Source organism: Peptoniphilus sp. Marseille-Q6390, assembly GCF_965119475.1.
Window position 1 is genome coordinate 1052377 of the sequence record NZ_CBCPLS010000001.1, and the last position, 25559, is coordinate 1077935.

Here is a 25559-nt window from a genome sequence, read left to right on the forward strand (position 1 = left end):
TCGCGTTTTTCACATCTCTATATTATAACATAAGTTATTTTAAAAACCTATTAAATACCTCTGTCCTTTAGTATCTTTGAAAGAATTTCCATCTCTTCATCATTAAGAGTTACACCCTTGGACATCTTTTGGTGGTCAGGGTCCCATTCTCTTAAGTCATACTTAGCTGGTCTATCGTTAAAAGAAACCTTGTTAAGTTCCTTAGTCCAGCCCTTAGCACTTTCAGATAGAGTTCCCAAGTGTTCAGTAATTTCAAATTTAAAATCGCTCATCTTATCTAACCTTTTCTACTTCACTTAAAATGTTTTTGATTGCCTCATCAGCAGAAATTTCAGAATTTTCCATTTCTCTTCTTGTAGAATACTCAACAATAGATTCTCCTGACTTCTTGCCGCAAGTGATCCTTAGTGGAATACCAATAAGGTCCCTATCCTTAAACTTAACTCCAGGTCTTTCCTTCCTATCATCAAGTAGGACTTCGACACCCTTAGCTTCAAGTTCCTTGTAAATTTTTTCTCCAAGAGCAACTTGTTCTTCGTCTTTAGTGTTTACTATAGTAACAATTGCTTCATAAGGTGCCACAGATATTGGCCAGATGATTCCATTGTCATCGTGGTTTTGTTCAATAACAGCTGTAACAGATCTTGTTACACCAACACCATAAGAACCCATGTAGAAGTAATTTGCCTTGCCATTTTCATCAAGGTAAGTTGCATTTAGAGCTTCTGAATACTTAGTACCCAATTTAAAGATATTACCAACTTCAATACCTCTTGCAAACTTATAGACTTCATCAGTTCCTGGGACCTTATCCCCTTCAGCAACAAGAAGAAGGTCATCAACAACTTCTCCTTCAAAGTCACGACCGTAGTTTGCATTGATGTAGTGGTATTCACTTTCGTTGGCACCAACAACAAGGTTGTCCATCTCAGTGATTCTCTTATCAAAAATCATCCTAACATCAAGGCCAAGAGGACCAGTGTAGCCTGGCTTAGACTTAATAGCTTCGATTTCGCTATCTTCCATCATCCTAATGTCGTGTTCAGCAGTACCAGTGTAAGCAACAAGCTTAGCAAGATTAAGTTCCCTGTCTCCAGGAATAAATACAAGAGCAGGTTCATCGCCTAACATTAAATCAATTGCCTTGGCACACTTCTTTGGGTCCACCTTTAAGAAGTTAGCAACCTCTTCAATAGTGCTAGCATTTGGAGTGTGAACTTTTTCTAAGTCCTTCTTGTCTTCAGCTTGAGGAAGAATATACTCAACAGGAGCCTTCTCTTCAGTAGCACCAAACTTGCCAGACTCAGAATAAACAATTACACCTTCGCCAGTTTCAGAAAGGGCAATAAACTCGTGAGAACCAGTACCACCCATGGCACCATTGTCGCCCTCAACAATCTTATAATCAAGCTCAAGTCTGTCAAAAATCTTTTCATAAGCTTCGTACATATTCATGTAAGCAGTGTGAAGAGTTTCTGGTGAAGTGTCAAAAGTGTAGGCATCCTTCATGGAGAATTCTCTCGCCCTATTAATACCAAACCTAGGTCTCTTTTCGTCCCTGTACTTAGTTTGGATTTGGTAAAGATTAAGAGGAAGGTCCTTGTAAGACTTAACCTCATCCCTGATAAGAGTAGTGAAATATTCCTCAGCAGTAGGTCCAAGGCAGAACTCCCTATCATTTCTGTCTCTTAACTTAAACATCTCTGGTCCAAACTTTTCCCATCTACCAGACTCTTTCCATATCTCAGCAGGTTGGATGGCAGACATTAAAATCTCCATAGCACCAGCCTTATCCATCTCATCACGAACAATATTTTCAATTTTTCTAATAGATCTATAGCCAAGTGGCAAGTATGTATAGACACCACTAGCAGATTTTCTAATCATACCTGCCCTTAGAAGAAACTTGTGAGATGCAATCTCAGCATCTTGTGGATCCTCCCTAAGAGTTGGCATATACAGTTTTGATAATCTCATATTACCTCCATAATAAAAGTATTATAATAAATAAAATAATATTCTACAAGTTTTTAGGTAAAATCTCATAGCACGCTGTTTTTATTATACTATAAAGACCCCAAGACTTCACAAAATTGTTAGATTTAATTAGAAGACTTTGCAAGTTTTCTTCTATTAATAAATAAAAAATTTTTGACTTGTATTGTTTAACGACCTTGCAAAAATTTATTACTCTTCATTGTTTTAACGACTTTATAAAAATTTATAACTTCTTAAGCTTCAGCAACTTCACAAAAATTTATAACTTCATAAGTTTTTTCAACTTCACAAAGTTTCATTACTTCATAAACTTTAACAACATTATAATATCCTATTTCTTTATATTTTTAAGTAAGCTTGTAAAAATTTTTTACTTAACAACTTTTAATAAGTTCTTGAATTTTCAAATTTCATTTTTAACATTACTTTACAAGTCGTATAAACCTCTTTGAAAATAAAAAAAGATGCCCAGCTTAAAAAACTTTCTAACTGAGCATCTACTTGCGACAAAAAATTGCCAGCAATATCTTATTAAATTATTCCTTCTCGTCAATAACTTCAAAAAGTTCAGGAGGATACAAATAATCCTCCCCCTCTTCATCAATAATCCTGTACCAAGTCTTTTCAATACTAATAACATCATAGACCTTTCCATTAATCATATAAACAGGATCAGTTTCGCCAATAAATTTCACTTTCATAATAATAACCTTACATTTCAATTTTCGTCCTTACACCCATGGAGATTGCGGCTAAATTTTTTTCACTCGCTGGGCGAGTAATAATTTTCAATCCATCGACCCGTAATGAGATTAACTTAACATATTAATAGCTTCATCAATTGTCTCTCTTACCTTACTATCAAATTCACTACTATGACTATAATCAACATCAATGTCAATAAATTCATCGTTTAGATATTCTAAAGTCTCAATATTATTTTTATCTTGAGCAAATACATCATAATCATCCGCAAATTCAACAGCAAAATACTCATTAATTTCATAAGGCTTACAATTTGCTTTTAAAAATAACAATTTTTCCTTTAAGTTTTTTCCCAATATTTGCTCACCCTTCCTTATATTAATAATTTCAATCAACGCACCCGTGAAGAGCGCAACTTTACCCGCCCAAATAGTGATTGTTGGCATTAGTATTTTAATCCACGCACCCGCGAAGGGTGCGACTTCTAGTTCTAAGGTTCCTGACCTTCCAAGGATTTCATTTCAATCCACGCACCCGCGAAGGGTGCGACATTTCTTATTTAAAATATATATGATATAATTAATAATTTCAATCCACGCACCCGCGAGGGGTGCGACAAAAACTACTCCTTCTTCCTTGTCATCTTTGATAGATTTCAATCCACGCACCCGCGAGGGGTGCGACTCATTAAATTGGTATTGATTGCTTATATCCTCCATTACAATTATATTTTTCATCATCATTATCTTTAATTTTATTGTATCTATCCTCTAGGCTCGGATATTCAATTAAATCTTCTGTGCTAAGCATACACTAAAATGATATTCCAAATAACTCCACATATAAGCCATCTTCTGTGTTTATCATGTTTTTTGTGTTATCGGCTACATAACTTGCAAATTCTGTTTTATTCATATTTTTCAATTTGTCAATTAATTCACTATATTTCATTTTATATCCTCTTTTCTAATTCCATAGGCGTTGCCAAATTTTATATAATCATCAGGATAGGTATTCCGTATCATCTGTTTTTGAAGTCTATTATATTCTTTAATATCATCTTTATATACCTCAATTAGTGGTATATAATCTTTTAACTTGACTTGTTTTTGTTTATTATCGTTTTCTTCTAATTGATATTTGACACCCCTTGCAATACACTCACTTTTTACCCAGCTGATAGGTATAGCCCAATTGGTACTGAATTTATAAGCTCCAGCTATTCTACCGTCTTTTATCCATCTTGTTATTTGTGCTTTACTGTTTCTCTTAATTCCTATTGCGTCACATACCTCATCAATCGTCAAATAATCTATAACTTTATTTTTCATTTTATATACCCCCTATGTATTTCTAGATGGATTTTATCATAAAATTTAGTCATTCATATGATACGCCCTCTTAATATTCAAAATAATAATCTGTATCATTTTCAATATATTGTTTTATAACGTCTTCCGTTATTCCAATCCACGCACCCGCGAGGGGTGCGACTAGCCTATACTGAAGCAGATCCAGACACAAATGTTATTCCAATCCACGCACCCGCGAGGGGTGCGACGTATGTATCATCATTAAGAAAGAAATTAAATTTAGTAGATTTCAATCCACGCACCCGCGAAGGGTGCGACCAACTTGCCCTAAGTGTTCACCACACATTTGCTAAATTTCAATCCACGCACCCGCGAAGGGTGCGACGCTATAAGCAACTTATTTAATTTAGCTTTTAAAGATTTCAATCCACGCACCCGCGAAGGGTGCGACCACTATCGTAAACGATACAGGAATCAACCCAACAAATTTCAATCCACGCACCCGCGAAGGGTGCGACAATTATGGTCCCGTCTACACCTAAATCTCTATCCAAATTTCAATCCACGCACCCGCGAAGGGTGCGACGTGATAGATATAAGCCCCATCTGGTCCTGCAGTAATTTCAATCCACGCACCCGCGAAGGGTGCGACCGTATTTGATGATGACATACCAAAGTTTGGTCAAATTTCAATCCACGCACTCACGGGGAGTGCGACCTTAAGGTCTATTGGCAGATTTGGAACTTATCGAGATTTCAATCCACGCACTCACGGGGAGTGCGACACAGGTAAAACTATTAACGGAGTTTTCATAAAACAGATTTCAATCCACGCACTCACGGGGAGTGCGACAGAAACCGATTACATATCAATCTTGATTGCGGATTATTTCAATCCACGCACTCACGGGGAGTGCGACAAAAGAAGTTGAATCTTTTTCTGGAGAAAAATATATTTCAATCCACGCACTCACGGGGAGTGCGACCTTTTTGTTTTATTCTGTCTGTATTACCTATGGCTATTTCAATCCACGCACTCACGGGGAGTGCGACTGGACCACGTAGTAAGACACTATTATGCAAGCAGAATTTCAATCCACGCACTCACGGGGAGTGCGACCCATAAAACTTAGACCAGATTAATTTGCCCTCATAATTTCAATCCACGCACTCACGGGGAGTGCGACCTCTGCAAAAGACGGAACTTACCCAGAAAGTGCGACTGTAACTGCGATATCATTGATTAGGTTATCAGCCTTATTTCAATCCACGCACTCACAGGGAGTGCGACGCGTATTACCCACCCAGTCGAACATTCTTCTAGTTGATTTCAATCCACGCACTCACGGGGAGTGCGACAGGTCACTCCTTACGCAAAAAAGCAGCCTATTTTTTAATTTCAATCCACGCACTCACGGGGAGTGCGACATGGTAAAAATAAACCCTGGGTTGAGAATAAAAAATTTCAATCCACGCACTCACGGGGAGTGCGACAATGTGCAGAGGTTTAATATTGAGTTATATACGCTCATTTCAATCCACGCACTCACGGGGAGTGCGACCTCTAGTTTTGCTCTTTTTTCAAACACTTCTGGATTTCAATCCACGCACTCACGGGGAGTGCGACAAGAGATAAGGGATTAAGACAAACGTGGAAAGAAATTTCAATCCACGCACTCACGGGGAGTGCGACTGATATTGCTTACTTCTTGCGTGCCGTTGATATTATTTCAATACACGCACTCACGGGGAGTGCGACAAGAACCACAAATAGTAGTAAACAACCAACCAATAATTTCAATCCACGCACTCACGGGGAGTGCGACAAGTGTTGAATGTGAACATGTTTTAGCAACCCTTTTATTTCAATCCACGCACTCACGGGGAGTGCGACTTAATGGTATTCGTGGTAGATGGACTAATTGGAAAGATTTCAATCCACGCACTCACGGGGAGTGCGACGGTAACGCAAATCTTTAATTTCTATTTATGTGGAATTTCAATCCACGCACTCACGGGGAGTGCGACTAAACAATGCTTTACAAAAAGCAGTTGGAGAAAATATTTCAATCCACGCACTCACGGGGAGTGCGACTTCTGATCAGAATAATTTGAAAGAAGCAAGCAAAATTTCAATCCACGCACTCACGGGGAGTGCGACAAATTTACACTTGCTATCCTTGGACCCTCGATGTCATTTCAATCCACGCACTCACGGGGAGTGCGACAAATTTACACTTGCTATCCTTGGACCCTCGATGTCATTTCAATCCACGCACTCACGGGGAGTGCGACGAGAGACTCCATAGAATTAAATAGTATTTTGACGGATTTCAATCCACGCACTCACGGGGAGTGCGACAAATTTACACTTGCTATCCTTGGACCCTCGATGTCATTTCAATCCACGCACTCACGGGGAGTGCGACAAATTTACACTTGCTATCCTTGGACCCTCGATGTCATTTCAATCCACGCACTCACGGGGAGTGCGACGAGAGACTCCATAGAATTAAATAGTATTTTGACGGATTTCAATCCACGCACTCACGGGGAGTGCGACAGACAGTAGACGAGGCTATAAGAAATGCCTACAAGATTTCAATCCACGCACTCACGGGGAGTGCGACGTATGTCGGGACAGATTAACTCCACCCCCGACTTATTTCAATCCACGCACTCACGGGGAGTGCGACGATGGTTTTAAGGTGGAAGGTTCAGTAACTCAAAAATTTCAATCCACGCACTCACGGGGAGTGCGACGATGGTTTTAAGGTGGAAGGTTCAGTAACTCAAAAATTTCAATCCACGCACTCACGGGGAGTGCGACCAGCTTTGACGGGGTTTTATAATTACCTTTTAGACATTTCAATCCACGCACTCACGGGGAGTGCGACGATGGTTTTAAGGTGGAAGGTTCAGTAACTCAAAAATTTCAATCCACGCACTCACGGGGAGTGCGACCTCTGTGTTACTTAGATTACTAAGCATTGACTGTATTTCAATCCACGCACTCACGGGGAGTGCGACCCGGGTCTTAAGTAGGAGGTGGAAAAATGCTAGATAATTTCAATCCACGCACTCACGGGGAGTGCGACGAGAGACTCCATAGAATTAAATAGTATTTTGACGGATTTCAATCCACGCACTCACGGGGAGTGCGACACTGTGTATATGTGGACAACGCACGACCTAACGGATTTCAATCCACGCACTCACGGGGAGTGCGACCTCAATCTCAATTTTTATAAAAATGTCGGACATAGAATTTCAATCCACGCACTCACGGGGAGTGCGACAAGGCGAGTCCTACGAGATTGACATTGACAAGGCATTTCAATCCACGCACTCACGGGGAGTGCGACCCAAGAGATAACACTTACTCAAAGTGATGTTAAATTTCAATCCACGCACTCACGGGGAGTGCGACGGGATTAGGGGGCATAGTCGACAGCATAATACAAATTTCAATCCACGCACTCACGGGGAGTGCGACTTCTTTAAGACTAATATTGAATTCATTGGATTTTCATTTCAATCCACGCACTCACGGGGAGTGCGACGATAATATGCTTACTATTTCTTTTTTAGCTGTATTATTTCAATCCACGCACTCACGGGGAGTGCGACGACGTCGCCACGGAACGCGCCGTACCAGTCCAAAATTTCAATCCACGCACTCACGGGGAGTGCGACTGTATTTTTTAGCCATTATCTCCTACTAAAAAATACAGCTAATCATTTTTTAAAGAGTTTTGTCTCTTTTTTTCCTCATTTTTTATGAGTTAGGTCTGGGCTTTTTATGTCCAGGTCTAAATCTCATGAGTATTATAATATCAACAGGTCTTTTTCTGGGTTATAAGTATCGTCTCTTCCCAGACTTTCAACTCGCCTCTCCCAATTTTTCCCTAGGTTATAAATCCTTATGGAATCTTTTTTGGGATCAATTATTTTTTCTAATTTACTCTTTATTTCTACCATGTCTGCTGGATAAATATTTAATTCAAACACTGAGTTTTGTACCCTTTGTCCATAATCAAGACAGACTTTTGCTACCTGCCTTAATCTTTTTTTGCCAGCTGGTGTTACTGTTTCTACATCGTAAGTAATTAACACTTGCATTTCAGCCTCCTATCATAAAGGGTGGGTAGGCCTCTATGTCTCCTCTGAGGTAAGAGTTCAATAAGAGAGCTTGCACGTGAGGAAGCAGTCCAATTTTAATGTTCTCTTCTAAAAATGGATGGTAGATTTCTTCTTGTTCTCTCTTGTTCCAGTTTTCTAAAATTATCTGTCTTCCCTTTTCATTTAGGAGTGTGGCTCCATTTTCTTTTACTTCAAAATGGTTCTTGTTTATTCTATTTAAGTTTATCATTGAAAGTGTAAACTTATCAACTAGAAAGGCTCTCATCTCTTCTATTATGTCTAGTGCCATACTAACTCTACCTGGCCTATCTGTGTGAAAAAATCCTGCATAAGAGTCTATCCCCACTCCTTCAAGGGCTGCAGCTATATTATTGGTAAGTAGGGAATAGAGGAAGGATATAAGGGCATTAAACCTATCCATGGGTGGCCTTTTACTCCTATCTATAAAGAAGAAATCTTCTCTTTGTTTTATTATTAATTCATCTAATACAGAGAAGTAGCCTTTTGCTATTATTCCTTCAATACCTCTTACACTATCTTTGTTTTCACAATTTTTTATTTCTAACATTAAAAGTTTTATTGCTTCTATTACTTCTTCTAACCTTTTAACATCTACCTTGTCCTTATTGTCTAACTTCCCTCTTATTAAAACCTTCCTGGAGTTGTAGGCCTTAGCATAAATTATGTTTTTTACAAAATCTAAAGACTCTTCTGAGTCTTGCATTTTGTATTGTTTCTTTCTCGTATAAATATTTCCATAAGATGCTCCTATTACTCTTCCACAATATTTTCCGTAGGGTGTAAAAAATGTTATTGCTACATTTTCTTCCATGCACATCTTCATAAGGTCTGGGCTGACGCCCATGTAATTGAAGCAAACTATTTGCTTTAATATGTGGATAGGGTATCTTGCGATTCTATTTGAATCCTCTGTTATGGAAATATTTCTCCCTTCTTTTCTCAGATAATAATTAGGATTTGTTACATATAAGGTGTTCAGTAATTTTTTCATAATTCTGCCCCATAGATATAGTTCCCAACATTTTTTATCTTTTTTGTTAACCTAGGCTTGCACTCTTCATACAAGGAACACATCCTACAATTTTTATAATTTTCTGCTTTTGGTATAATTTTATTCTTGTAATAATAGTGCATTTCTTGGGCTGCTTTTATTGTCAGTTCTCTAAGCTCACCTGTAAACTCAACTTTTTCTCTTGTGTCTGTTTCATTGTAATAAAGATAGCCGTAGTCTAATTTGATGTTAAAGTTTTCTTCTATACAAATTGCCTGTGCCATAAGCTGAGCATTGTCGTAGTTGTATTTTTTCTTCTTTCCTCTTTTATATTCTACGATTACAGGTAGCCACTTACCCTTTCTGTTTTTTAATTCTACTCCTTCATCTGACTTGTGAAATTCAATTACATCTAGCCTGCCAGAGAGTCCCAAAGATTTGCAACTCACTGACATGGCTCTTGATATTATTATGTCTTTTCTCTTTTCCTTTATGAAGGGTTGGTCTACTTTCGTATGGATGACTTGACCTTCTGCTGTAAAGGAGTTTTCCGTCCAAATATTTTCAATATGGATAAGGGCCCACTGTCTCCTGCAAAATAAAAAATGTTGTATTCCATTTAACATTAAATAGTCATCTTCAGCATACATTTTATATTCCTTGAATGTGTTCTACTCTCAAACCCTTTTCTTCATATTCTTTTAATTTTTCTTGGTCTAGTCTAATATTGTAATCTTCATATTTTACTTTTAAGTCCTCTGCGTTAGGTAGTTCGTATTCTAGTAGGTCCTTAATCTTTCCACTTGACACATCGCCAACCTTTGATGAGTGATTGAACCAAAAGATATCTTTAACTTCCATGGATCCATCTGGTCTTGCTGATGATACGTCATTTAAAAATAGAGTTTTTATACACTCTTTTATAGTTTCAACGTCTTCTTGGTCAAAGCCAGTTTTTTCTGCAAAGTAAGAATTTATACTGCCATTAACTACATAAACTCCATGGTCCACAAAGTGTTTTGTTCCCATTGTATCTGCAGATCTTGTTTTTCCAGCTGCCGGTTCCATACCGCTTATAGATTTTGTTATTTGCATTGTTGTTATTTCTATTGGCTCAATAGATTTTGCAATGGATATAGAAACTGGTCCCCTTATTCCTAGAGCTCTTTTTTGGTAAGTAAAGACTTGACCAAAGGACCTTATATCTAGCCACTTTTCATTTGCTATTTTTTCAACTTCTTCGTCAGATTCTTTGTTAAATACATCTTCAAATCTCTTTTGAAGAGATCTAAATCCATCGTCGCTCCTGTCAAGGGATTTTACAAAGATGTCATGTCCCATATCTTGCATCCTATTTCTTATTTTTCTCTTTAAGCAAACATCAGAGATCTCTCCAAATCCTCTGTTATCAATTCTTGGCATATTACCTGTCAAAGGATCTCCATTTGGGTTGGCTCCAGAAACTTCAATTGTAAAAATAAAATCCACCTTATTGTTAATCATTTTTTTCCTCACTTTCTTTCATAGCATTCTTATATAAGTATTCTAGTTCCTTTTTTTGAGCTTCATATCCGAATAAAAATCCTGAGCTCAATGGTTTATTTGTTTCAAAGGAGTTAAATTTATAATTATCTCCAATAAGTCCAATTACGTCACTGGTATCCTGTTTTAAAATAAGCCTTATCTTTTTAGTTTTTTCATTAGCTAATAATTTAAAATCATAAGGTTTTGTCATGTCGCTAAGCCTCATACTCATAGTTACTGGTTTATTTAAATAACTTGTCCAAAGTTTTTCAGCATTTGTTATTCTTTCATTATCTTTGTTATACGTAAAAGCTTCAGTCTTTTCATATATTGCCAATAACCTACCAAATAAGTAAGACCTGTCTGTTTCTTTTCTATCCAACATATTACTCTTAATTCCCTCCTTATCTTTTAGGATTGCCAAGGCACACAACTTAACTTGTTGCCATGATTTATCGTAGCTTAATCTATTTCTTATATTTAATTCCATAGCTCTAATTATATTTTGAGGCATGTCTCTACCTTCAACTATGGCCATAATGATGTTCTTATATTGATCAGTGGAGAAACTCTTCTTCGATACTTCTAAGCCTTTTTCTCTTTCAACTCCATAGGCTGTTTGAATTAGAGCAAATGGACTTGGTGTGTATAGGTGTTTCCCTATTTCTTTAGTATATCTAGGCCAATTGTATTTACCTTGCCACTTAACCAAGTTCTCCTTGAGTATTGAGGAATCCATTTCCTTAAAATATTTAAGGGCAACCCTACCATTGCTTACTTTGTCTATTATTGCAATGTAGTACTTAGAGTCTTCGTTAAATCTTATCCTACCACTGGTAAAAGATCTAACAATATCTTCAGATGTTTTATCCCCTATAGTCATGGAAGTTTCTTTACTTATTCCTTTTAAATCATCTTCTGACAGCATAAATAATTGGCGATTTTGGGAGCCAGCTTTATTTGACTCTTCGATACTTTCCTCTAGCTTTTTAGTTACATCCATCTCAGTCTTATTTTGAATGTCATCAGAAAACCAACTCAAGACATAAGTGAATTCTCCAAGCCATCTAGAAGTATTTTCGCCACTTAAGAGGGCCTTAGCCATTTGTATAATTTTTTGGCTTGAGTCCTTTCCAATCTTTATAGTTTCGTCAGGCTTATCAAACCTACCAAGGAAGTTTTCATTGTTTGCAGTTATTTGAGATATGAGTCTTGCAGAACCAATGAGAGGTTTGTGCTTTAGACACAAGAAGTCTTCTTTCCCTGATATGTTACAAATTATTTTTTCAGAGTCCTTGTCTCTTGCAAAACTTTCTTCTGTGTATCTTATAAATTTTTCTTGCAAGTTTTTGTTTTCTGATAGGCTTAGGTTTTTCTTGCCCTCATAGTTTTCTACTGCAAAAGTTAAAAATACCTTCGAAAAATCTACAGTCACAGTCTTCGGTTTTTTTTCAGAATTATCTACATATTCAACAACTTTATCTTTTGTAATCTTATAATCTTTATAAAGTTTTGAAAGTATATCTTCAAAAACTTTTTCTTTTGTTATATAGTCGTGAATAATTTGTACAAAGTCATCTCTGTCGGAATTAAGCCAGGATTCCTGTTGGATAATATAGGCTTCAGACTTCTTTGTTTTGTCTTGGATTACATAATCAAAGTTATCGAAGAGGGGATGAGGTGCAACTCCGCTAGACCTTGCAACAGAATCTTCTGTTACCGGAAAGATTACAAGGTCACCATCATCCAAAAAATTTGCATCAACTAATTCACTTTTATCATTAATCAAAATTTCAACAATATTCTTACCATTGGACTTCATAGAGTTGTGATAAATTGGAAGTATTAAATTCGACTTATCGTTTAGATCTCCAATCAAATTATTTTCGAGTCCAAAGTTATATGAATTGTATAAGGCAGTTAAAAAACTCAATGTATCACCTCCATTAATAGTCTTCTAATTCTTGGTCTACTGTCCTTGTGAGGTCAGGCTCCTTGAATGAATAATTTGAAACTTCATTTATTATTGGACAGTCTTCGGGCCTTGGAAAAGTAATTCTTCCATTTTTCATATTTATTGGTCCATAGGCTGATCTCAACATCTCACCAGACTTCTTTGGATAAATTAGTCCAACTAACATAAGTCCAAAACCTAAATTAGTATCATCGTAATATCCCTTGTCATTTTCATACTCTTCTTCTGTCAAGTATTCGATGAAGCCTTGGCACTCAGAAACTCCTAAGAAGATTGGTCTTCTCCCTCCTCTTTTTAGAGATCTTTCTGTTATGGCATCGTGCTTCAAAAAGTTTCTGTCATTTTTAAGATCCTCTCTGTCTTCATTCCACTCAAAGTGAAATTTTACATAATAGCAAGGACTTGAAAGATAGGTATATGCGGATAAATCAGCGCTATAGTCTCTTAAGAGAAGTCTCATGCCTTGAGTGTAAGATTCAATTTTATTCATGATCCTAACTTCGTCAATTACATTTGTAATAGTGGGTTTAAAATAATTTGCATCAATTATCCCTTGGAGTGAGGCTAGTGTTGGCACCTCATAAGACACCTTTTCTCCCCCTGACTTACTTTCTGGTGAAGTAAACAATGCCCTGTCACCATATACTTTTGCGTAAAAGTATTTTGACTTATTCATTAATAACACCTCCTTTGATTTTTAATTTCGCGAAAACGGTATCATCTTCGTTGTCTTTATATTAATATGTGTGTAGTCTCTTTGTCAAGCATCTATTCGATTTTATTTTTTATAATTTTTTGATATAATTGTTTCATCAGCGAAAGCTGTGGATTGAAAGATATTTATATGGAAGATAGACCCTATTATTAGTAAGGGTCTTTTTTCGTTTATAATATAAAGCTATCCGGTTCTTCAAAGTTAACACCAAATTTTTCATTGTAATAAGAATTTGGAAGGATATAAATTTTTCCATCTAGAACATTGTCGCAAGAACTCAAATCTTTTTTACTAATAGCTACAGTGTGCCTTGAAAGTTTCTTTACTATTTTCTTTAACTCTCTCAAATTATTTAGATAATCTGGTCCATTTAATTCCTTTGCTAGGTCCATCAACTTATTCAAATCCTCTTCAGTTTCCTCGTAATAAACAATGGCAGTGCCCTTATTATCTTCAATCAATTCAAATTCTTTGTAGGCTCCCTTAAAAGATTGAAATAAATCAAAGTAGATTTTTCTCTTTTCATCATATAAATATCCTGCGACTTCTTTTAGGTCTTTTTTTACCTTGTTTAATTTTTGAAAATCACCAGCGACTTTTTTATTCTCAGCCAATAATTTTAAGACATCAGAGTATTGGTCTCCTTTTAAGTTTGCATATAATTTTTCAAAATATTCTTCAGTCAACTTCTTTATATCTAGGTCATCTGTGGACTTATTGAGAGCGGCTTTGCAGGCAGCCTTTCTTTCATCCACACCCTTTAACATAGAAGTTTTTTCTTCGTTTTTATCTAGATTTATGAGGTAGGTGAAGGCAGACTGACGATGACCTTCTCTATTGCACCTTCCCATGGCTTGAACTACTGAGTCCATACCAGAGAGTGACCTTATGACAAGGTCAAAGTCCACATCCACTCCTGCTTCAATAAGTTGAGTTGAAACTACACAAATTTTATCTCCCTTTAGTAACCTCTTTTTTATTTCTCCAATCTTTTTTAACCTGTCGCTGGCAGTCAAATTAGTCGTTAGATAATATAGGTCCTTATCTTCATAATTATTTTCAAGCAAGTCATATAACTTTCTCACAAGTTTTTTTGTATTCAAAATAATTAAATTAGACTTGTCCAAGTTTTCCAAGACTAGATCCCTTATGTCTTCAATTCCATACATCTTATTTATGTCTCCATAAATTTTTAACTTGACCCTCTCAAAGGCCGAGAAATCATAATTTTTATTTTCTATAATATCCTCATTTTCTCCATCTAAATTTCCATAAAATAATTTGTGGTCAAGAGATACAGATGCATTTGTAGGCTGAGTTGCAGTTGATAAAACAAGAGTTGTTTTCATCACTATTTTCATAAAGTTAAGGGCAAGGTTAGTCATATATAAAAATTCTGTAGGGATAGACTGCCACTCGTCCAAAATAATTACAGAATTGATAAGAGACTTAAACCTTGTCAGATTAGCTGACTTACCCTTAAATATAGAATTATAAAATTGGACCATGGTTGTCAAAACTACTGGCGAAGTCCAATCATCGAGAAGAAACTTCTTCTTCACTACATCTAGTTCATCGTCTCTGTCATCATTTTCAATTTCATCTTTATCGTCAACAACATTGGAATGGTGTTCCAAGATAAAGTCATCATCGTTTAAAATTTCCCTCATCTCAGAGGCATTTTGTTCAAGGACTGAAAGAAAAGATGTGACATAAAAGAACCTATCCTTGCCTTGATAGTTCATTTGATTTATTCCATATCGAAGGGACAAGAGAGTCTTGCCCGCCCCTGTTGGAAGGTCTAGTTTATAAATTCCAAGTCCATCTTCTTTAGATCTTTTTAGAATATCTTCAGAGATTTCTCTCCTCAAAACATTCAACTTCCCTTCAGGCTCTCCAAAAGATGCGTATTTTTTATTAATGTTTTCTTCAAATCTTTTTTCTACTTGCCTTAAGTTTTCCGGGTCTTCGTCAACAATTATATTCTCATAAGCATTTATGGTGTCCTTAATGTCTGCAGATTTTAAAATAGAAACCAAGAGCCTAATAAGAAGCGATTTGTATAAGCACAGAGCCTCATACTCTTTATTCTTTGAGTACTCTTTGGCAGAATTCTTTAATTTTTTTATTATTTCAAGATATTCTAAAAATCCCTTACAAAAAATATCTTTTATATAAATTCCTTTTGATTCATAAAATTTTTCAACTTCTTTATAGAAATCATCAATATCAAGGCTTTCTTGCAAACTTTCGCCGAACCTATAGGGTGCATTTTCAATTTTTTTCAGCCTATCAAGACTAGTCAAAACATAGGCCATGTCTTCATTCTTCCTCACCATGTCGTATTGACCGTGGTGGGACATAATTGTATAAATCAAAATGTTTATATAGTCGCTTAAGTCCAAGAATGTCAATTTATCTTTTTCCAAAACACTTTTCAAGTCCAAGATAGATTGGTCTTTACTATCCAAAATTTCATCAATAACTGACTTGTAAATTTTCACGACAAATAGACCACCAAGGCTTGAGTGGTCTACTTTTTTGTTTGAATTTTTTATGATTTTATCTTGGAAATCAAGACTGGCCTTGCCTATGTCGTGGAGAAGTCCTGTTAGAAAGCTAATATTTCCCATATCAACTTTTTCGCCTATCTTCTTTGCCTCAAGTCCAGTTTTTAAAAGATGAGTGTAAAGACTTTGCTTCTTTTCTATCTTGTCCCTATCAATATGTGCGTACAATTTATCTAACATAAACCACCTCAAAAATTTTTAATTTAAAATAAATTTTAGTAACCCTTGTCGAAGTCTACTATATTTTTGAAGTCGCCGGCATTCTTCAAGGCTTTGAGGTTTTGGTAGGCTGTGGCAAATTGTCTTGATCCCAAGTCTTCGCAGGCGAAGGAGATGTGTGGATAGATGTAGACATTTTCTAACTCCCAAAGTTCTGAGTCTTTGCTTAGGGGTTCTTCTTCGAAGACGTCTAGGGCTGCCCCTCTTACCTTGCCTGATTTTATTGCATCAACTAGGGCATCTTCGTCTATTGTTGATCCTCTTGAAATGTTTACTACCACCACTCCATCTTTTAATCTTTTAAATCTATCTGCATTTAGAATGTGGTGGGTCTTTTCTGTTTCAGGAAGGCACATGATTAGGTAGTCCATCTCTGGCAAAATCCTGTCAAGTTCTTCTAGTGAATAGACATTGTCAAAGGGCTCAACCTTCCTGCCACTTGTGTTAAATCCATTTAATTCTATTTCGAAGCCCTTGAGTCTTTTTGCTCCTGCTACTGCTATGGTCCCTGTCCCCATAAAGAGGGCTTTCTTCCCATAGAGATTGTAGGCGAAGGACCTCTTCTTCCAAAGTTTTTCTTTTTGATTTTCTATGTTTCTTCTGTCGTCTTTATTTATTTGTAGGAGTCCGTAGACTATCCACTCTGCTATTGGGTCGTCGTAGGCTCCGTTGTTGTTGGATAGGGTTATTTCTTTTTCCTTGATGTAGTCTAGGTCAAGGAAGTCTATGCCAACTGAGGTTAAAAATATATATTTTAAATTTTTGTGGTCCTTGTAGTTTATCTTTTTCAAGTCTATGGCGCCAATTAAAATATCTTCGCCGTAGTCAGACTTTTCGTTGGGATTTTTTTCGTCGTAACTTAGGACTTGGTAGCCTAGTTTTTCTATTCTCTCTCCATATTTTCTCGCTAAGCCCTGGCCCATTAAAACTTTCATTTTTACCTCCATTTATATAAAAATTCTCTTTATTGTATTAATTCGTATTCTAATTAAATTATAGGACATGGGAGAATTTTAGTAAATAGGCGGCTTATTGTAAAAGTTTTTTAAATATAATATAATTTATTTGATAAATTGAAAGGAGTCTTTATGAGTTTTTTTAGAACCCTACCCACAAAGCTTAGCTTTAATACAAGTGAAAAAATTCAAATAGCAAATGCAGAGCTAACATCTGGTGACTTTGCCCTAGCAATTGACGTGTTAAATGCCCAAGACTCTTTTGTCACTAACATTGAATTTGCTGTTAAGTTCAAGTCCATTGAAAGGTCATACCTCTTTAATGGTCGTGAATTTTATTTTCAACAGGCTGTTAATATTGCACCCTTCACTCGCTACTTCTTAGATCCCTTTATCTTGGATGAGAGGTTTCACGAGGCAAGGGCCATTGATATTTACATTTCAAAATACACTGCTGACGGAAAAAATATTACTTGTGGGGACAAAAAATTTGAAATTAATCTCCCTGTTATTCCCGAAAAGAAGAGGGCCCAAATAAAGGAAACTCTTGGCGATGGAATCAAAACCTACGGCGAAAACCAAATGGATTACTGGCGTTGTGCCTGCGGCTTTATAAATGAAAATGAGACTAGCGAGTGTGAGTTTTGCGGTAGAAACAAGAGCTTCGTCTTAAATAACCTCACAGAGGCCTTGATAAATTCTAAAATTTTAAATGTTATAGAAAACACAAGGACCACTGATGGGATAAATTTAAAAACTCTTGAGACCCACTTGACTCAAACCAACCTGTCCAAGATTGCTCCAACTACAGAGAGTCTAAAGTTTGACAGGACCAATGAAGAAGCACCAAAAAAACCAAGGTCTATCCCTTGGAAAAAAATATTTTTTACCCTTGTCTTCCTCATCTTCTTGTCTATTGTCTCAATCTTTGCCTTGAACATAGTGAAGAAAGAAAGAAACGCAAGCAAGATTGAAGATGCCAGAGGTCTTGCCCTAAGTGGCAACTACCATCAGGCTCTTGAAATGTATAATTCTGCGACAAAGGACAAGATAAGTCCAGAAATCTTAAATGAAATGGAAAAACTCAAAAAGCTTGTAGCATCAGATGAGTCCTTCCAAAGGGCTTCCACTTATTTTGAAGAAGGCGACTACATCGACGCTGCCTATAATTATAAAAAGGTAATCCAAGAGGACGAAAAAAATTATAAGTCGACACAAGACAAGCTTCTTTCCATAGAAAATATAATCTTAAATGAAGTTAAATCATCCTATGCAACTAATAGGACTGATGCACTTTTACTTTTAAATTCCTATTTAAATGTAGTGCCCGAATCAGCTAAGGCGGCAAGGTTAAAAAGAGAAATTGAAAGCGCCAACAGTTTGCAAGGAGACGAAAACCAAAAAGAAAACTTTGAAAAAGAAGAAAGTGATAAGGATGCAGCAGAAACTGCTAAAAAAGCTTCTGACCTCCTTCACACTTACAGGACTGTTGTAACTGAAAAGGCCAACCTTAGAGCCGAGCCAAGTGTTGACTCAGGCCTTGTTAAAATCCTTGAAAAGGGAACTGAGCTCTACGTTCTTGAGACAAAAATCGAACAAGGTCAAAGGATCTGGTGCCATGTTGAAGTTAAAAATGCAATTTCACAAGACACTATGAAGGGCTGGATCTCAAATAAAACTTTAAACTAAGAATCTCCACCTAGGCGTGGAGATTTTTTTATATAAATTTCAAATTAAATGAACCTTTTTGTGTCCTAAATAGTCTAATAAGTAGATGCATCTAAGAGAGGAGGATAAAATGAATCGTGAAATAAAATTTACAAAAGAAGATTTTGAAAAATTAAAAGTTGGCGACAAAGATTCCTTTGACCTCCTTTACCAGGAATACTACTTAGTCTTATTTAGGACTGCCCTCTTGATCTTGGGCAAGAAGGAAGACGCAGAAGATGTCCTCCAAGACACTTTTGTTTCTATTTATAAAAACGCAAAATCTCTTTCTGATTTTGAAAAATTAAGGCCCTGGATCTTCTCAATCTTAAAGAACACTTCCTACACAAGATACAAGAAGAGAAAGAGGGAATTGCCCGATGAATTTGTACTTGATAAGGCTGAAGAAAGTCCAACCTATCTTAGAGAAGATGACTTTGCAGAAAGGTCTGAGATCCAAGATGCCCTCATGAACTTAAAGGAAAAGGAAAGAGAAGTCCTAGTCCTCTATTACTACAACGACTTTACCATAGCGGAAATCGCTAGGATTTGCAAGACCTTCCAGGGTACAGTGAAGTCAAGACTTTATAGGGCCAGAAGAAATTTAAAGAAAGAACTTTTAAAAACAAATGAAGAATATGAAGGAGAGTTATTATGAAAGATTTTGATAAGTATATAAAAAATGAACTCAATAAGTCTGTTGAAAGTTCTTCTCCTTCTGATTATCTTAAAAATAGAATTGATTTAGAGATCAATTCGCAAGGAGAAAAAGGAGAATTTAAAATGAAAAAAAGATTTGTATTAGTAGCAGCTGCTGCCCTTGTCCTTTCAGTGGGCGTCTTTGCAACAGGAAAAATCACAGGAACAATTTCATCTTCAACATCATTTTATAACTACACAAACTATACTGACATGGCCAAGGCAGAAAAGAAGGCTGGTTTCGATGCCTATGCCCCAGAAAGTTTAGGAGACTATAAGTTTGATGGAATCACAATGGATAATATAGCAGATATTGATGATGCTGGATCAAAACTAAATAAGAGAAAGGCAATTGATGTAGACTATAAAAATGCTGATGGCGATATAGTAATGCTCTCAATTGACAAACGTCCCGACAATTCAAAAACTGTTGATGAACAATTTTATCATGAAATGAGAGATATTAAGGGCGTGCCAGTTTATTATTCAAGGTTGGAAAGTGTCGTTTTACCAGATGAAAAAGATGCGACAAAAGAAGAACTTGAAAGATCAAAGAAGGATCCTTTCTTTAACCTAGCTATTGGTTCAGATAAAAGAGAAGAAGATGCTTCAAAGCACCTAATCTTTGACTACAAAGGAATCCAATATGCCTTAATGGCTGGAGATAATATGGACGTAAACGAATTTTATAAGATGGCAGAAGAAATTATTAAATAATTTTTTCGCAGTTAGTTAAAACATTTTTCTTATAAATTAGATAGTTGTAAAAAATTAAAAATCTAAACACCAAAAAAGGACCCTTGTGGTCCTTTCTTTTTTATAATTTTAATTTGTCCCAGTCATCTTCTTATACATTTCCACATTTGTATCATTTAAGAATTCATAAGCTGCATTTATTTTTTGGAATTTTTCTTTTGCTCCCTCTTCCTTATTAAGGTCAGGGTGATATTTTTTCGCCATCTTCCTGTAAGCAAGTTTGATTTCATACTTGTCTGCTGTGTAGTTTACACCAAGAGTGTCGCAGGCAGATTCGTATTGGTCCTTAAAGCCGTAGCCTCCAGATGATGAAGTGCCACCATAGGAGCCTCCGTAGTTGTTGCCATAGGATCCACCTTGGTTTTCATAGAATCCTCCATAGCCTGCTTGCCTAAAGAATTCTTCAAATTGTGAGAAGTCGTCAAAAGTTGTCCAAGTAAAACCACCAAAGTCCTCAAACCTTTGTCTGTACTCTTCCTCTCTTTGTCTTCTCTTCTCTTCTTCTGCTTTAATTCTTTCTCTTTCCTTCTTTTCCCAGTAAGCTCTTCCGTAGCCAGAGATGTTTTCAAATTCATTTTCCTTGCCAAGGAGATAGTGGTCTGCCCTGTCGTAGAAAAATTCTGTCACCACATAGTGGGCGTACTTCAAGAAGGATTCTGACACATTGCCAAGTATTGGCACAAATATTGCCAAGACTATTAGGGTTGAGAGCCACTCATTTCTCGCCAAGCCCCTCCATGCAAAGGGATTTAAAAGCAAAAATATTATTAAGCAGCCTCCCATAGAAATTATGTACAAGAAAAATCTTCTCACTGCCGAGAAGATATCCACGGCAATATTTACTATTACAATTAAGAAGGTCAAGAGGAGGTCTAAAAATTTCCCCAAACCCTTATAAAAATATCCTAAAATTTTATTCATTATCTATCCCTTTTCTATATTCTTCTAAAAACTTTTCGTCTTCAATGACAAGTCCCCACTCATTTGCCAAAAATTCTAAGTGGTGGGTGAACTCGTGGAGGAGAACTTCTTCAAGTTTTTCCTTCAGCCTATCTCTCGATGAAAATCTGTACATCTCCATAAAGGACCCGTAGTAAATTTTTATCATGTTGCCAAGAATAGACCTTTGATACTCTCCCATTATTAATAGGTCATCATTGCGGGCCTCGGCGTGGTACTTCTTATCTTCTGATAAGATTATACCACCATTTAGATGGTCAAAGGCATAGGCTGGTATGGACTCGCAGATTTCTTCCAAAATTTCTTGGACTTCATCAATCCTCTCAAGATAATAGGAGTCCTCGTCATAATCATTTTCTAAATCTATTTCTTCACTTTGATTTACTTCTTGACCTTCTTCTTTATCTTCTTCAAAAGATTCATAGCAAGTCTCACAAGTTTCGCAAACATCATCTATTAAAGATTCATCTTCCTTTGCTTTAGAAGGCTCAATGTTTTCACTTGAATTCAAAGGCATCTCATCTTCTCTTTTGTCATAAACATCTTGGATTATATCAAGAGGAAGATCAAAATTATTTTCTCCATGGCTATAAAAAATTTTTTTCTCGTCAAAGTCCTGCATCTTTTCACCTACAAAATAAAAAACTGTAGCATCCTACAGTTTTATCTAATTTATTTAATTATAATACCCAAGCTTAAAATTTTCCACACATCTTATATCTCATCAAGGGCAGCGAGTTTTTTACCTGGCACTGATGACAAAAGTTTTTTTGTGTAGTCCATCTTTGGGTTTTCAAAAATTTCTTCTGACTCGTCGTATTCCACGCAGTCGCCGTGATACATTACGAGGACTTCTTCTGCCACGTGCCTAACTACTGAGAGATCGTGGGATATGAAAATCATAGAGAGTCCTAGGTCTCTTTGGAGGTCTTCCAGCAAGTTAATTATTTGTGCTTGGATAGAAACGTCAAGGGCTGAAGTTGGTTCGTCAGCAATAATTATTTTTGGATCAACAGCAAGAGCTCTTGCAATAGAAATTCTCTGCCTTTGTCCTCCTGAGAACTCGTGAGGATACCTCTCCATGTGGTATTCTGACAGGCCACAAATTTCCATAGTCTCCAAAACTTTTTTGTGGATCTTGTCCTTGTCCCTCTCTCCCAAAAGATTTCTTATGCCCGATGCAATTATGTCCTTGCATTTTTTTCTTGGGTTAAGTGATGAGTAGGGATCTTGAAAAATCATTTGGACGTCTTTCCTATATTTTTTTAGCTCCCTTTGGTTCTCTTCTAAAATATTCTTTCCATTGTAAATAATCTCTCCTGTGGCATCTGGATAGAGTCCCATAATGCACCTTGCAAGAGTTGACTTACCAGACCCACTTTCTCCAACAACACCAAGAGTGTGTGAAGTCCTAAGGTCAAAGGAAATATCATTAACTGCCTTTAGAGTATTTTTTTTGCCAATATTAAATTCCTTGTTTAAGTTCTTAACTTGTAAAATTATTTTATCTTCCATAGTATCACCTGTACAAGAAGCAGCTTACCTTTTGTCCGTCAACATCAACTTCTTCAGGGGCCTTCTCTTCACAAATTTTCATTTTCTCATCGCACCTGTCGCAAAAGTTGCAGCAGTCAGGAAGCCCTATTGGGTTGGGAACTGATCCCCTAATTGTGTAGAGCTCATCCTTTTTCTTGTGGGCACTTGGTATGGCCTTAATGAGTCCCCTTGTGTAGGGATGAAGAGGCCTTTTGAAAATGTCTTCAGCCTTGGCTCTTTCCACAAGCTTACCTGCGTACATTACATTGACATAGTCTGCGACATCAGAGACAACTCCCAAGTCGTGGCTTATGAAAATAATGGAAGTATTCATGTCTTCCTTTAATTTCTTCATGAGTTCTAGGACTTCTTTTTGGATAGTAACGTCAAGAGCTGTTGTCGGTTCGTCAGCTATTAAGAGCTTAGGAGATGATGATAGGGCCATGGCAATCATAATCCTCTGCCTCATACCACCAGAAAGTTCGTGGGGATATGAGTTGTAAACTTCCTCTGGTCTAGGGATCTCAACTTTTTTTATCATCTCTATGGACTTTTCTTTGGCAGTCTTCTTATCCATCTTAAAGTGAGCCCTAAAGACCTCTGACATTTGGTAGCCAACCTTTAGGGCTGGGTTAAGTGAAGTCATGGGTTCTTGGAAGATCATGGAGATTTCATTCCCCCTAATACGTCTAAGTTCTTCGGGAGAAGACTTAAGTAAGTTCTTGCCTTCAAAATTTATTTCTCCAGAAATTTTTTCAAGAGATGACTTGTCAAGAAGACCCATAATGGCAAGAGATGTTACGGATTTGCCTGAACCACTTTCTCCTACAATGGCAGTTGTCTTACCATCACGAGTATTTATATTTGCTTTGTTTACTGCTTTGACAATACCTTGGGAGCTTTTGAAAAAAACTTCAAGGTCTTTTATTTCTAATAACATACTACCTCCTGAACTTTGGATCAAAGGCATCTCTTAGGGCATCACCAACTATATTTAAAACTAAAATAGTTAGGGCAATGGCCATACCTGGGAAGAGGGTAATGTGAGGATAGTTCCTTATATAAGCCCTTCCCTCAGAAAGCATTTGACCCCACTCTGCTTCCGGTGGCATAATTCCCATTCCAATAAAGGAAAGTGAAGCTGCTGATAGGATTGCAGTTCCCACTCCAATTGTAGCTTGAACAATTATTGGTGCAAAACAATTTGGTAGAATTTCTGCAAAAATTAATTTAAAGGTTTTGACTCCAGCAAGTCTTGCCGATTCAATATATTCCAAGTTCTTCACAGCCATAACCTGACTCCTGACAATCCTTGCATAAGATGGTATTGATGAAAGGGAAACTGCTAAGATCAGATTCCTCATTCCACCACCAAGAGCTGCTGCAAGAGCAATTGCAAGAACAAGTTGTGGGATAGATAAGATTGTGTCCATGACCCTCATGATTATGGCATCAAAGACTCCTTCATAGTAACCTGCAAAGGCTCCAATTATAACTCCAATAAATGTAGAAATAATTACAGAAGAAAATCCAATCCTAAGAGAAATTTGCCCTCCCTTTAGGACTCTTGAAAAGATATCTCTGCCAAAGTTGTCTGTCCCCATTAAGTGTTCAGAGCTTGGTCTCAAGAAGTTGTCTTTTGGGAACTGTTCTGTGTAGTCGTAGGGTGCTATGAAGTCCGCAAAAATTGCCGCAAGAATTATTAAAATTAAAATCCCAAGGGCAAAGACTGCTATCTTGTTCCTACTATAATATTTAAAAAATGTTTTAAATCTCTTTATCATAGTCCACCTACTTGTACTCTGACTTAATTCTAGGATTTATAAATCCATAAAGGATGTCAACCACAATAGAAATCACTGAATAAACTATGGCTATGAGCATAATTGCTCCAAGTATTATTGGGTAGTCACGAGTCTTTATGGAATCAACCATTAGTCTTCCAATACCAGGAATAGAAAAAATTGTCTCTGTCAAAATACTTCCACCAAGAAGTCCACCAGCTTGTAGTCCAATAGTAGTTATAACTGGAATCATTGCATTCTTTAGGGCATGAACAAAAATAATCTTAGACTTTGAAAGTCCCTTAGCATAGGCTGTCCTAATGTAGTCCTTGTCCAAGACATCTAACATTGCCGACCTTGTCATCCTCATAATAACAGCAGAGGATTGAAAACCCAGGGCAAACCAAGGGAGGATCATCTGCTTAATAGATGAAAATCCTGAAGCAGGCAAGATCTTTAACTTAGTAGAAAAAATTATTATAAGTAAAAGGCCTGACCAAAAGATTGGCATTGCAAGGCCCACCATTCCAAAGGCTGTGATTATAGAATCTATAAAGGTATTTTTCTTTAAGGCTGCAAGGACCCCAAAGGATATTCCCATTACAATGGCAATCATAAGGGCACCACCTGCAAGCTTAATTGTTGTTGGAAAAACTCTTAAAAGAGCTGCCGTAACAGACCTCCCTGATTGGTAACTTGTTCCCAAGTCAAAGTGGAGGACCAAGTTTTTTAAGTAATTACCATATTGAACCAGGAAGGGTTCATTTAGTCCAAGGCTCTCTCTTATTGCCTCTACTGTTTCCTTAGGTGCATTGGGTCCAGCTGCAGCAAGAGCAGCATCACCTGGAGAAAGGTAGAGGAGCAAGAAGACTATAAAGCTTACTCCCAAGAGAGTAGGTATTAAAATTAAGAGTCTCTTTAAAATATATTTTGTCATATCTAATCCTTTCTTTCCTAGAAAAGACGAAATTCACCAAATAAGAACTT

General features: G+C 36.8%; 23 protein-coding genes and 1 CRISPR repeat array. Of the genes, 3 read left to right on the forward strand and 20 right to left on the reverse strand.

Features of this window, described 5'->3' with window-relative positions; all coding sequences use genetic code 11:
• Positions 1 to 50: 50 nt before the first annotated feature.
• The 14 genes from ACWPVO_RS05080 to ACWPVO_RS05145 form a co-directional block, all read right to left on the reverse strand.
• Complete coding sequence (locus ACWPVO_RS05080) at positions 51 to 272, reverse strand: YdbC family protein (protein ID WP_005955451.1); 222 nt, start codon at positions 270 to 272, stop codon at positions 51 to 53.
• A 1-nt stretch (position 273) separates the two neighbouring features.
• Positions 274 to 1977 (reverse strand): proline--tRNA ligase, encoded by a 1704-nt coding sequence (locus tag ACWPVO_RS05085; protein ID WP_454206973.1) that lies wholly within the window; start codon positions 1975 to 1977, stop codon positions 274 to 276.
• Between the two features lie 557 nt (positions 1978 to 2534).
• Positions 2535 to 2699, reverse strand: coding sequence for a hypothetical protein (locus ACWPVO_RS05090; RefSeq protein WP_454206975.1), 165 nt, complete (start codon positions 2697 to 2699; stop codon positions 2535 to 2537).
• 111 nt (positions 2700 to 2810) lie between these two features.
• Entirely contained in the window at positions 2811 to 3149 is a 339-nt protein-coding gene (locus tag ACWPVO_RS05095) for a hypothetical protein (RefSeq protein WP_454206977.1), read from the reverse strand.
• 367 nt (positions 3150 to 3516) lie between these two features.
• Complete coding sequence (locus ACWPVO_RS05100; RefSeq protein ID WP_454206979.1) at positions 3517 to 3654, reverse strand: hypothetical protein; 138 nt, start codon at positions 3652 to 3654, stop codon at positions 3517 to 3519.
• Entirely contained in the window at positions 3651 to 4034 is a 384-nt protein-coding gene (locus ACWPVO_RS05105; RefSeq protein ID WP_454206981.1) for a helix-turn-helix transcriptional regulator, read from the reverse strand. The genes ACWPVO_RS05100 and ACWPVO_RS05105 overlap by 4 nt, the downstream gene beginning before the upstream one ends.
• A gap of 131 nt (positions 4035 to 4165) precedes the next feature.
• Positions 4166 to 7712: direct repeats of the CRISPR family, unit length 32 nt; unit sequence ATTTCAATCCACGCACTCACGGGGAGTGCGAC.
• A 132-nt stretch (positions 7713 to 7844) separates the two neighbouring features.
• A complete protein-coding gene (gene cas2 / locus ACWPVO_RS05110; RefSeq protein ID WP_005955246.1) occupies positions 7845 to 8138 on the reverse strand; it encodes a CRISPR-associated endonuclease Cas2 in 294 nt (97 codons plus the stop codon).
• A gap of 1 nt (position 8139) precedes the next feature.
• Positions 8140 to 9171, reverse strand: a complete 1032-nt coding sequence (gene cas1c, locus ACWPVO_RS05115; RefSeq protein ID WP_148465045.1) for a type I-C CRISPR-associated endonuclease Cas1c — start codon at positions 9169 to 9171, stop codon at positions 8140 to 8142.
• Entirely contained in the window at positions 9168 to 9821 is a 654-nt protein-coding gene (cas4, locus tag ACWPVO_RS05120) for a CRISPR-associated protein Cas4 (protein WP_060800542.1), read from the reverse strand. Before cas4 ends, cas1c begins: the two co-directional genes overlap by 4 nt.
• A gap of 1 nt (position 9822) precedes the next feature.
• Positions 9823 to 10674 (reverse strand): type I-C CRISPR-associated protein Cas7/Csd2, encoded by an 852-nt coding sequence (cas7c, locus tag ACWPVO_RS05125; protein WP_060800541.1) that lies wholly within the window; start codon positions 10672 to 10674, stop codon positions 9823 to 9825.
• Positions 10667 to 12628, reverse strand: a complete 1962-nt coding sequence (cas8c, locus tag ACWPVO_RS05130) for a type I-C CRISPR-associated protein Cas8c/Csd1 (protein WP_454206984.1) — start codon at positions 12626 to 12628, stop codon at positions 10667 to 10669. Before cas8c ends, cas7c begins: the two co-directional genes overlap by 8 nt.
• Positions 12629 to 12641: 13 nt before the next feature.
• A complete protein-coding gene (gene cas5c / locus ACWPVO_RS05135; RefSeq protein WP_454206986.1) occupies positions 12642 to 13346 on the reverse strand; it encodes a type I-C CRISPR-associated protein Cas5c in 705 nt (234 codons plus the stop codon).
• Positions 13347 to 13555: 209 nt separating this feature from the next.
• On the reverse strand, positions 13556 to 16135 hold the full coding sequence (gene cas3 / locus ACWPVO_RS05140) for a CRISPR-associated helicase Cas3' (protein WP_454206988.1): 2580 nt from the start codon (positions 16133 to 16135) through the stop codon (positions 13556 to 13558).
• 35 nt (positions 16136 to 16170) lie between these two features.
• Positions 16171 to 17109: a phosphoglycerate dehydrogenase gene (locus ACWPVO_RS05145; protein ID WP_454206990.1), complete on the reverse strand. Its 939-nt coding sequence runs from the start codon at positions 17107 to 17109 to the stop codon at positions 16171 to 16173.
• A 153-nt stretch (positions 17110 to 17262) separates the two neighbouring features.
• Here ACWPVO_RS05145 and ACWPVO_RS05150 point away from each other — a divergent pair, with 153 nt between their 5' ends.
• The 3 genes from ACWPVO_RS05150 to ACWPVO_RS05160 all read left to right on the forward strand — a co-directional run bounded on the left by ACWPVO_RS05150 (position 17263) and on the right by ACWPVO_RS05160 (position 20253).
• Positions 17263 to 18819, forward strand: a complete 1557-nt coding sequence (locus ACWPVO_RS05150) for an SH3 domain-containing protein (RefSeq protein ID WP_454206992.1) — start codon at positions 17263 to 17265, stop codon at positions 18817 to 18819.
• A 109-nt stretch (positions 18820 to 18928) separates the two neighbouring features.
• Positions 18929 to 19495, forward strand: coding sequence for an RNA polymerase sigma factor (locus ACWPVO_RS05155; protein WP_454206994.1), 567 nt, complete (start codon positions 18929 to 18931; stop codon positions 19493 to 19495).
• On the forward strand, positions 19492 to 20253 hold the full coding sequence (locus tag ACWPVO_RS05160) for a hypothetical protein (protein ID WP_454206996.1): 762 nt from the start codon (positions 19492 to 19494) through the stop codon (positions 20251 to 20253). The genes ACWPVO_RS05155 and ACWPVO_RS05160 overlap by 4 nt, the downstream gene beginning before the upstream one ends.
• 108 nt (positions 20254 to 20361) lie before the next feature.
• Here ACWPVO_RS05160 and ACWPVO_RS05165 read toward each other — a convergent pair whose 3' ends face one another.
• From ACWPVO_RS05165 to ACWPVO_RS05190, 6 genes are all read right to left on the reverse strand, one after another.
• Complete coding sequence (locus ACWPVO_RS05165) at positions 20362 to 21213, reverse strand: DnaJ domain-containing protein (protein ID WP_454206998.1); 852 nt, start codon at positions 21211 to 21213, stop codon at positions 20362 to 20364.
• On the reverse strand, positions 21206 to 21874 hold the full coding sequence (locus ACWPVO_RS05170; protein ID WP_454207000.1) for a metallopeptidase family protein: 669 nt from the start codon (positions 21872 to 21874) through the stop codon (positions 21206 to 21208). Before ACWPVO_RS05170 ends, ACWPVO_RS05165 begins: the two co-directional genes overlap by 8 nt.
• A gap of 92 nt (positions 21875 to 21966) precedes the next feature.
• Positions 21967 to 22767 carry an ATP-binding cassette domain-containing protein gene (locus ACWPVO_RS05175; RefSeq protein ID WP_282924241.1) on the reverse strand — a complete coding sequence of 267 codons (801 nt, stop codon included), beginning with the start codon at positions 22765 to 22767 and terminating at the stop codon, positions 21967 to 21969.
• Between the two features lie 4 nt (positions 22768 to 22771).
• A complete protein-coding gene (locus ACWPVO_RS05180) occupies positions 22772 to 23728 on the reverse strand; it encodes an ABC transporter ATP-binding protein (RefSeq protein ID WP_454207003.1) in 957 nt (318 codons plus the stop codon).
• A gap of 1 nt (position 23729) precedes the next feature.
• Complete coding sequence (locus ACWPVO_RS05185; RefSeq protein ID WP_060800531.1) at positions 23730 to 24572, reverse strand: ABC transporter permease; 843 nt, start codon at positions 24570 to 24572, stop codon at positions 23730 to 23732.
• Positions 24573 to 24579: 7 nt separating this feature from the next.
• Complete coding sequence (locus ACWPVO_RS05190; protein WP_454207005.1) at positions 24580 to 25509, reverse strand: ABC transporter permease; 930 nt, start codon at positions 25507 to 25509, stop codon at positions 24580 to 24582.
• Between the last annotated feature and the right edge of the window lie 50 nt (positions 25510 to 25559).

What these genes read in the sequence shown, in the direction of transcription:
- ACWPVO_RS05180 (WP_454207003.1), bottom strand. Translation starts at nt 23,728, where the DNA reads ATGTTATTAGAAATAAAAGACCTTGAAGTTTTTTTCAAAAGCTCCCAA.
- ACWPVO_RS05145 (WP_454206990.1), bottom strand. Translation starts at nt 17,109, where the DNA reads ATGAAAGTTTTAATGGGCCAGGGCTTAGCGAGAAAATATGGAGAGAGA.
- ACWPVO_RS05170 (WP_454207000.1), bottom strand. Translation starts at nt 21,874, where the DNA reads ATGCAGGACTTTGACGAGAAAAAAATTTTTTATAGCCATGGAGAAAAT.
- ACWPVO_RS05150 (WP_454206992.1), top strand. Translation starts at nt 17,263, where the DNA reads ATGAGTTTTTTTAGAACCCTACCCACAAAGCTTAGCTTTAATACAAGT.
- cas3 (WP_454206988.1), bottom strand. Translation starts at nt 16,135, where the DNA reads ATGTTAGATAAATTGTACGCACATATTGATAGGGACAAGATAGAAAAG.
- ACWPVO_RS05185 (WP_060800531.1), bottom strand. Translation starts at nt 24,572, where the DNA reads ATGATAAAGAGATTTAAAACATTTTTTAAATATTATAGTAGGAACAAG.
- ACWPVO_RS05155 (WP_454206994.1), top strand. Translation starts at nt 18,929, where the DNA reads ATGAATCGTGAAATAAAATTTACAAAAGAAGATTTTGAAAAATTAAAA.
- cas1c (WP_148465045.1), bottom strand. Translation starts at nt 9,171, where the DNA reads ATGAAAAAATTACTGAACACCTTATATGTAACAAATCCTAATTATTAT.
- ACWPVO_RS05190 (WP_454207005.1), bottom strand. Translation starts at nt 25,509, where the DNA reads ATGACAAAATATATTTTAAAGAGACTCTTAATTTTAATACCTACTCTC.
- ACWPVO_RS05095 (WP_454206977.1), bottom strand. Translation starts at nt 3,149, where the DNA reads ATGCCAACAATCACTATTTGGGCGGGTAAAGTTGCGCTCTTCACGGGT.
- cas5c (WP_454206986.1), bottom strand. Translation starts at nt 13,346, where the DNA reads ATGAATAAGTCAAAATACTTTTACGCAAAAGTATATGGTGACAGGGCA.
- ACWPVO_RS05175 (WP_282924241.1), bottom strand. Translation starts at nt 22,767, where the DNA reads ATGGAAGATAAAATAATTTTACAAGTTAAGAACTTAAACAAGGAATTT.
- cas2 (WP_005955246.1), bottom strand. Translation starts at nt 8,138, where the DNA reads ATGCAAGTGTTAATTACTTACGATGTAGAAACAGTAACACCAGCTGGC.
- ACWPVO_RS05080 (WP_005955451.1), bottom strand. Translation starts at nt 272, where the DNA reads ATGAGCGATTTTAAATTTGAAATTACTGAACACTTGGGAACTCTATCT.
- ACWPVO_RS05105 (WP_454206981.1), bottom strand. Translation starts at nt 4,034, where the DNA reads ATGAAAAATAAAGTTATAGATTATTTGACGATTGATGAGGTATGTGAC.
- ACWPVO_RS05100 (WP_454206979.1), bottom strand. Translation starts at nt 3,654, where the DNA reads ATGAAATATAGTGAATTAATTGACAAATTGAAAAATATGAATAAAACA.
- ACWPVO_RS05085 (WP_454206973.1), bottom strand. Translation starts at nt 1,977, where the DNA reads ATGAGATTATCAAAACTGTATATGCCAACTCTTAGGGAGGATCCACAA.
- cas4 (WP_060800542.1), bottom strand. Translation starts at nt 9,821, where the DNA reads ATGTATGCTGAAGATGACTATTTAATGTTAAATGGAATACAACATTTT.
- ACWPVO_RS05090 (WP_454206975.1), bottom strand. Translation starts at nt 2,699, where the DNA reads ATGAAAGTGAAATTTATTGGCGAAACTGATCCTGTTTATATGATTAAT.
- cas7c (WP_060800541.1), bottom strand. Translation starts at nt 10,674, where the DNA reads ATGATTAACAATAAGGTGGATTTTATTTTTACAATTGAAGTTTCTGGA.
- ACWPVO_RS05160 (WP_454206996.1), top strand. Translation starts at nt 19,492, where the DNA reads ATGAAAGATTTTGATAAGTATATAAAAAATGAACTCAATAAGTCTGTT.
- ACWPVO_RS05165 (WP_454206998.1), bottom strand. Translation starts at nt 21,213, where the DNA reads ATGAATAAAATTTTAGGATATTTTTATAAGGGTTTGGGGAAATTTTTA.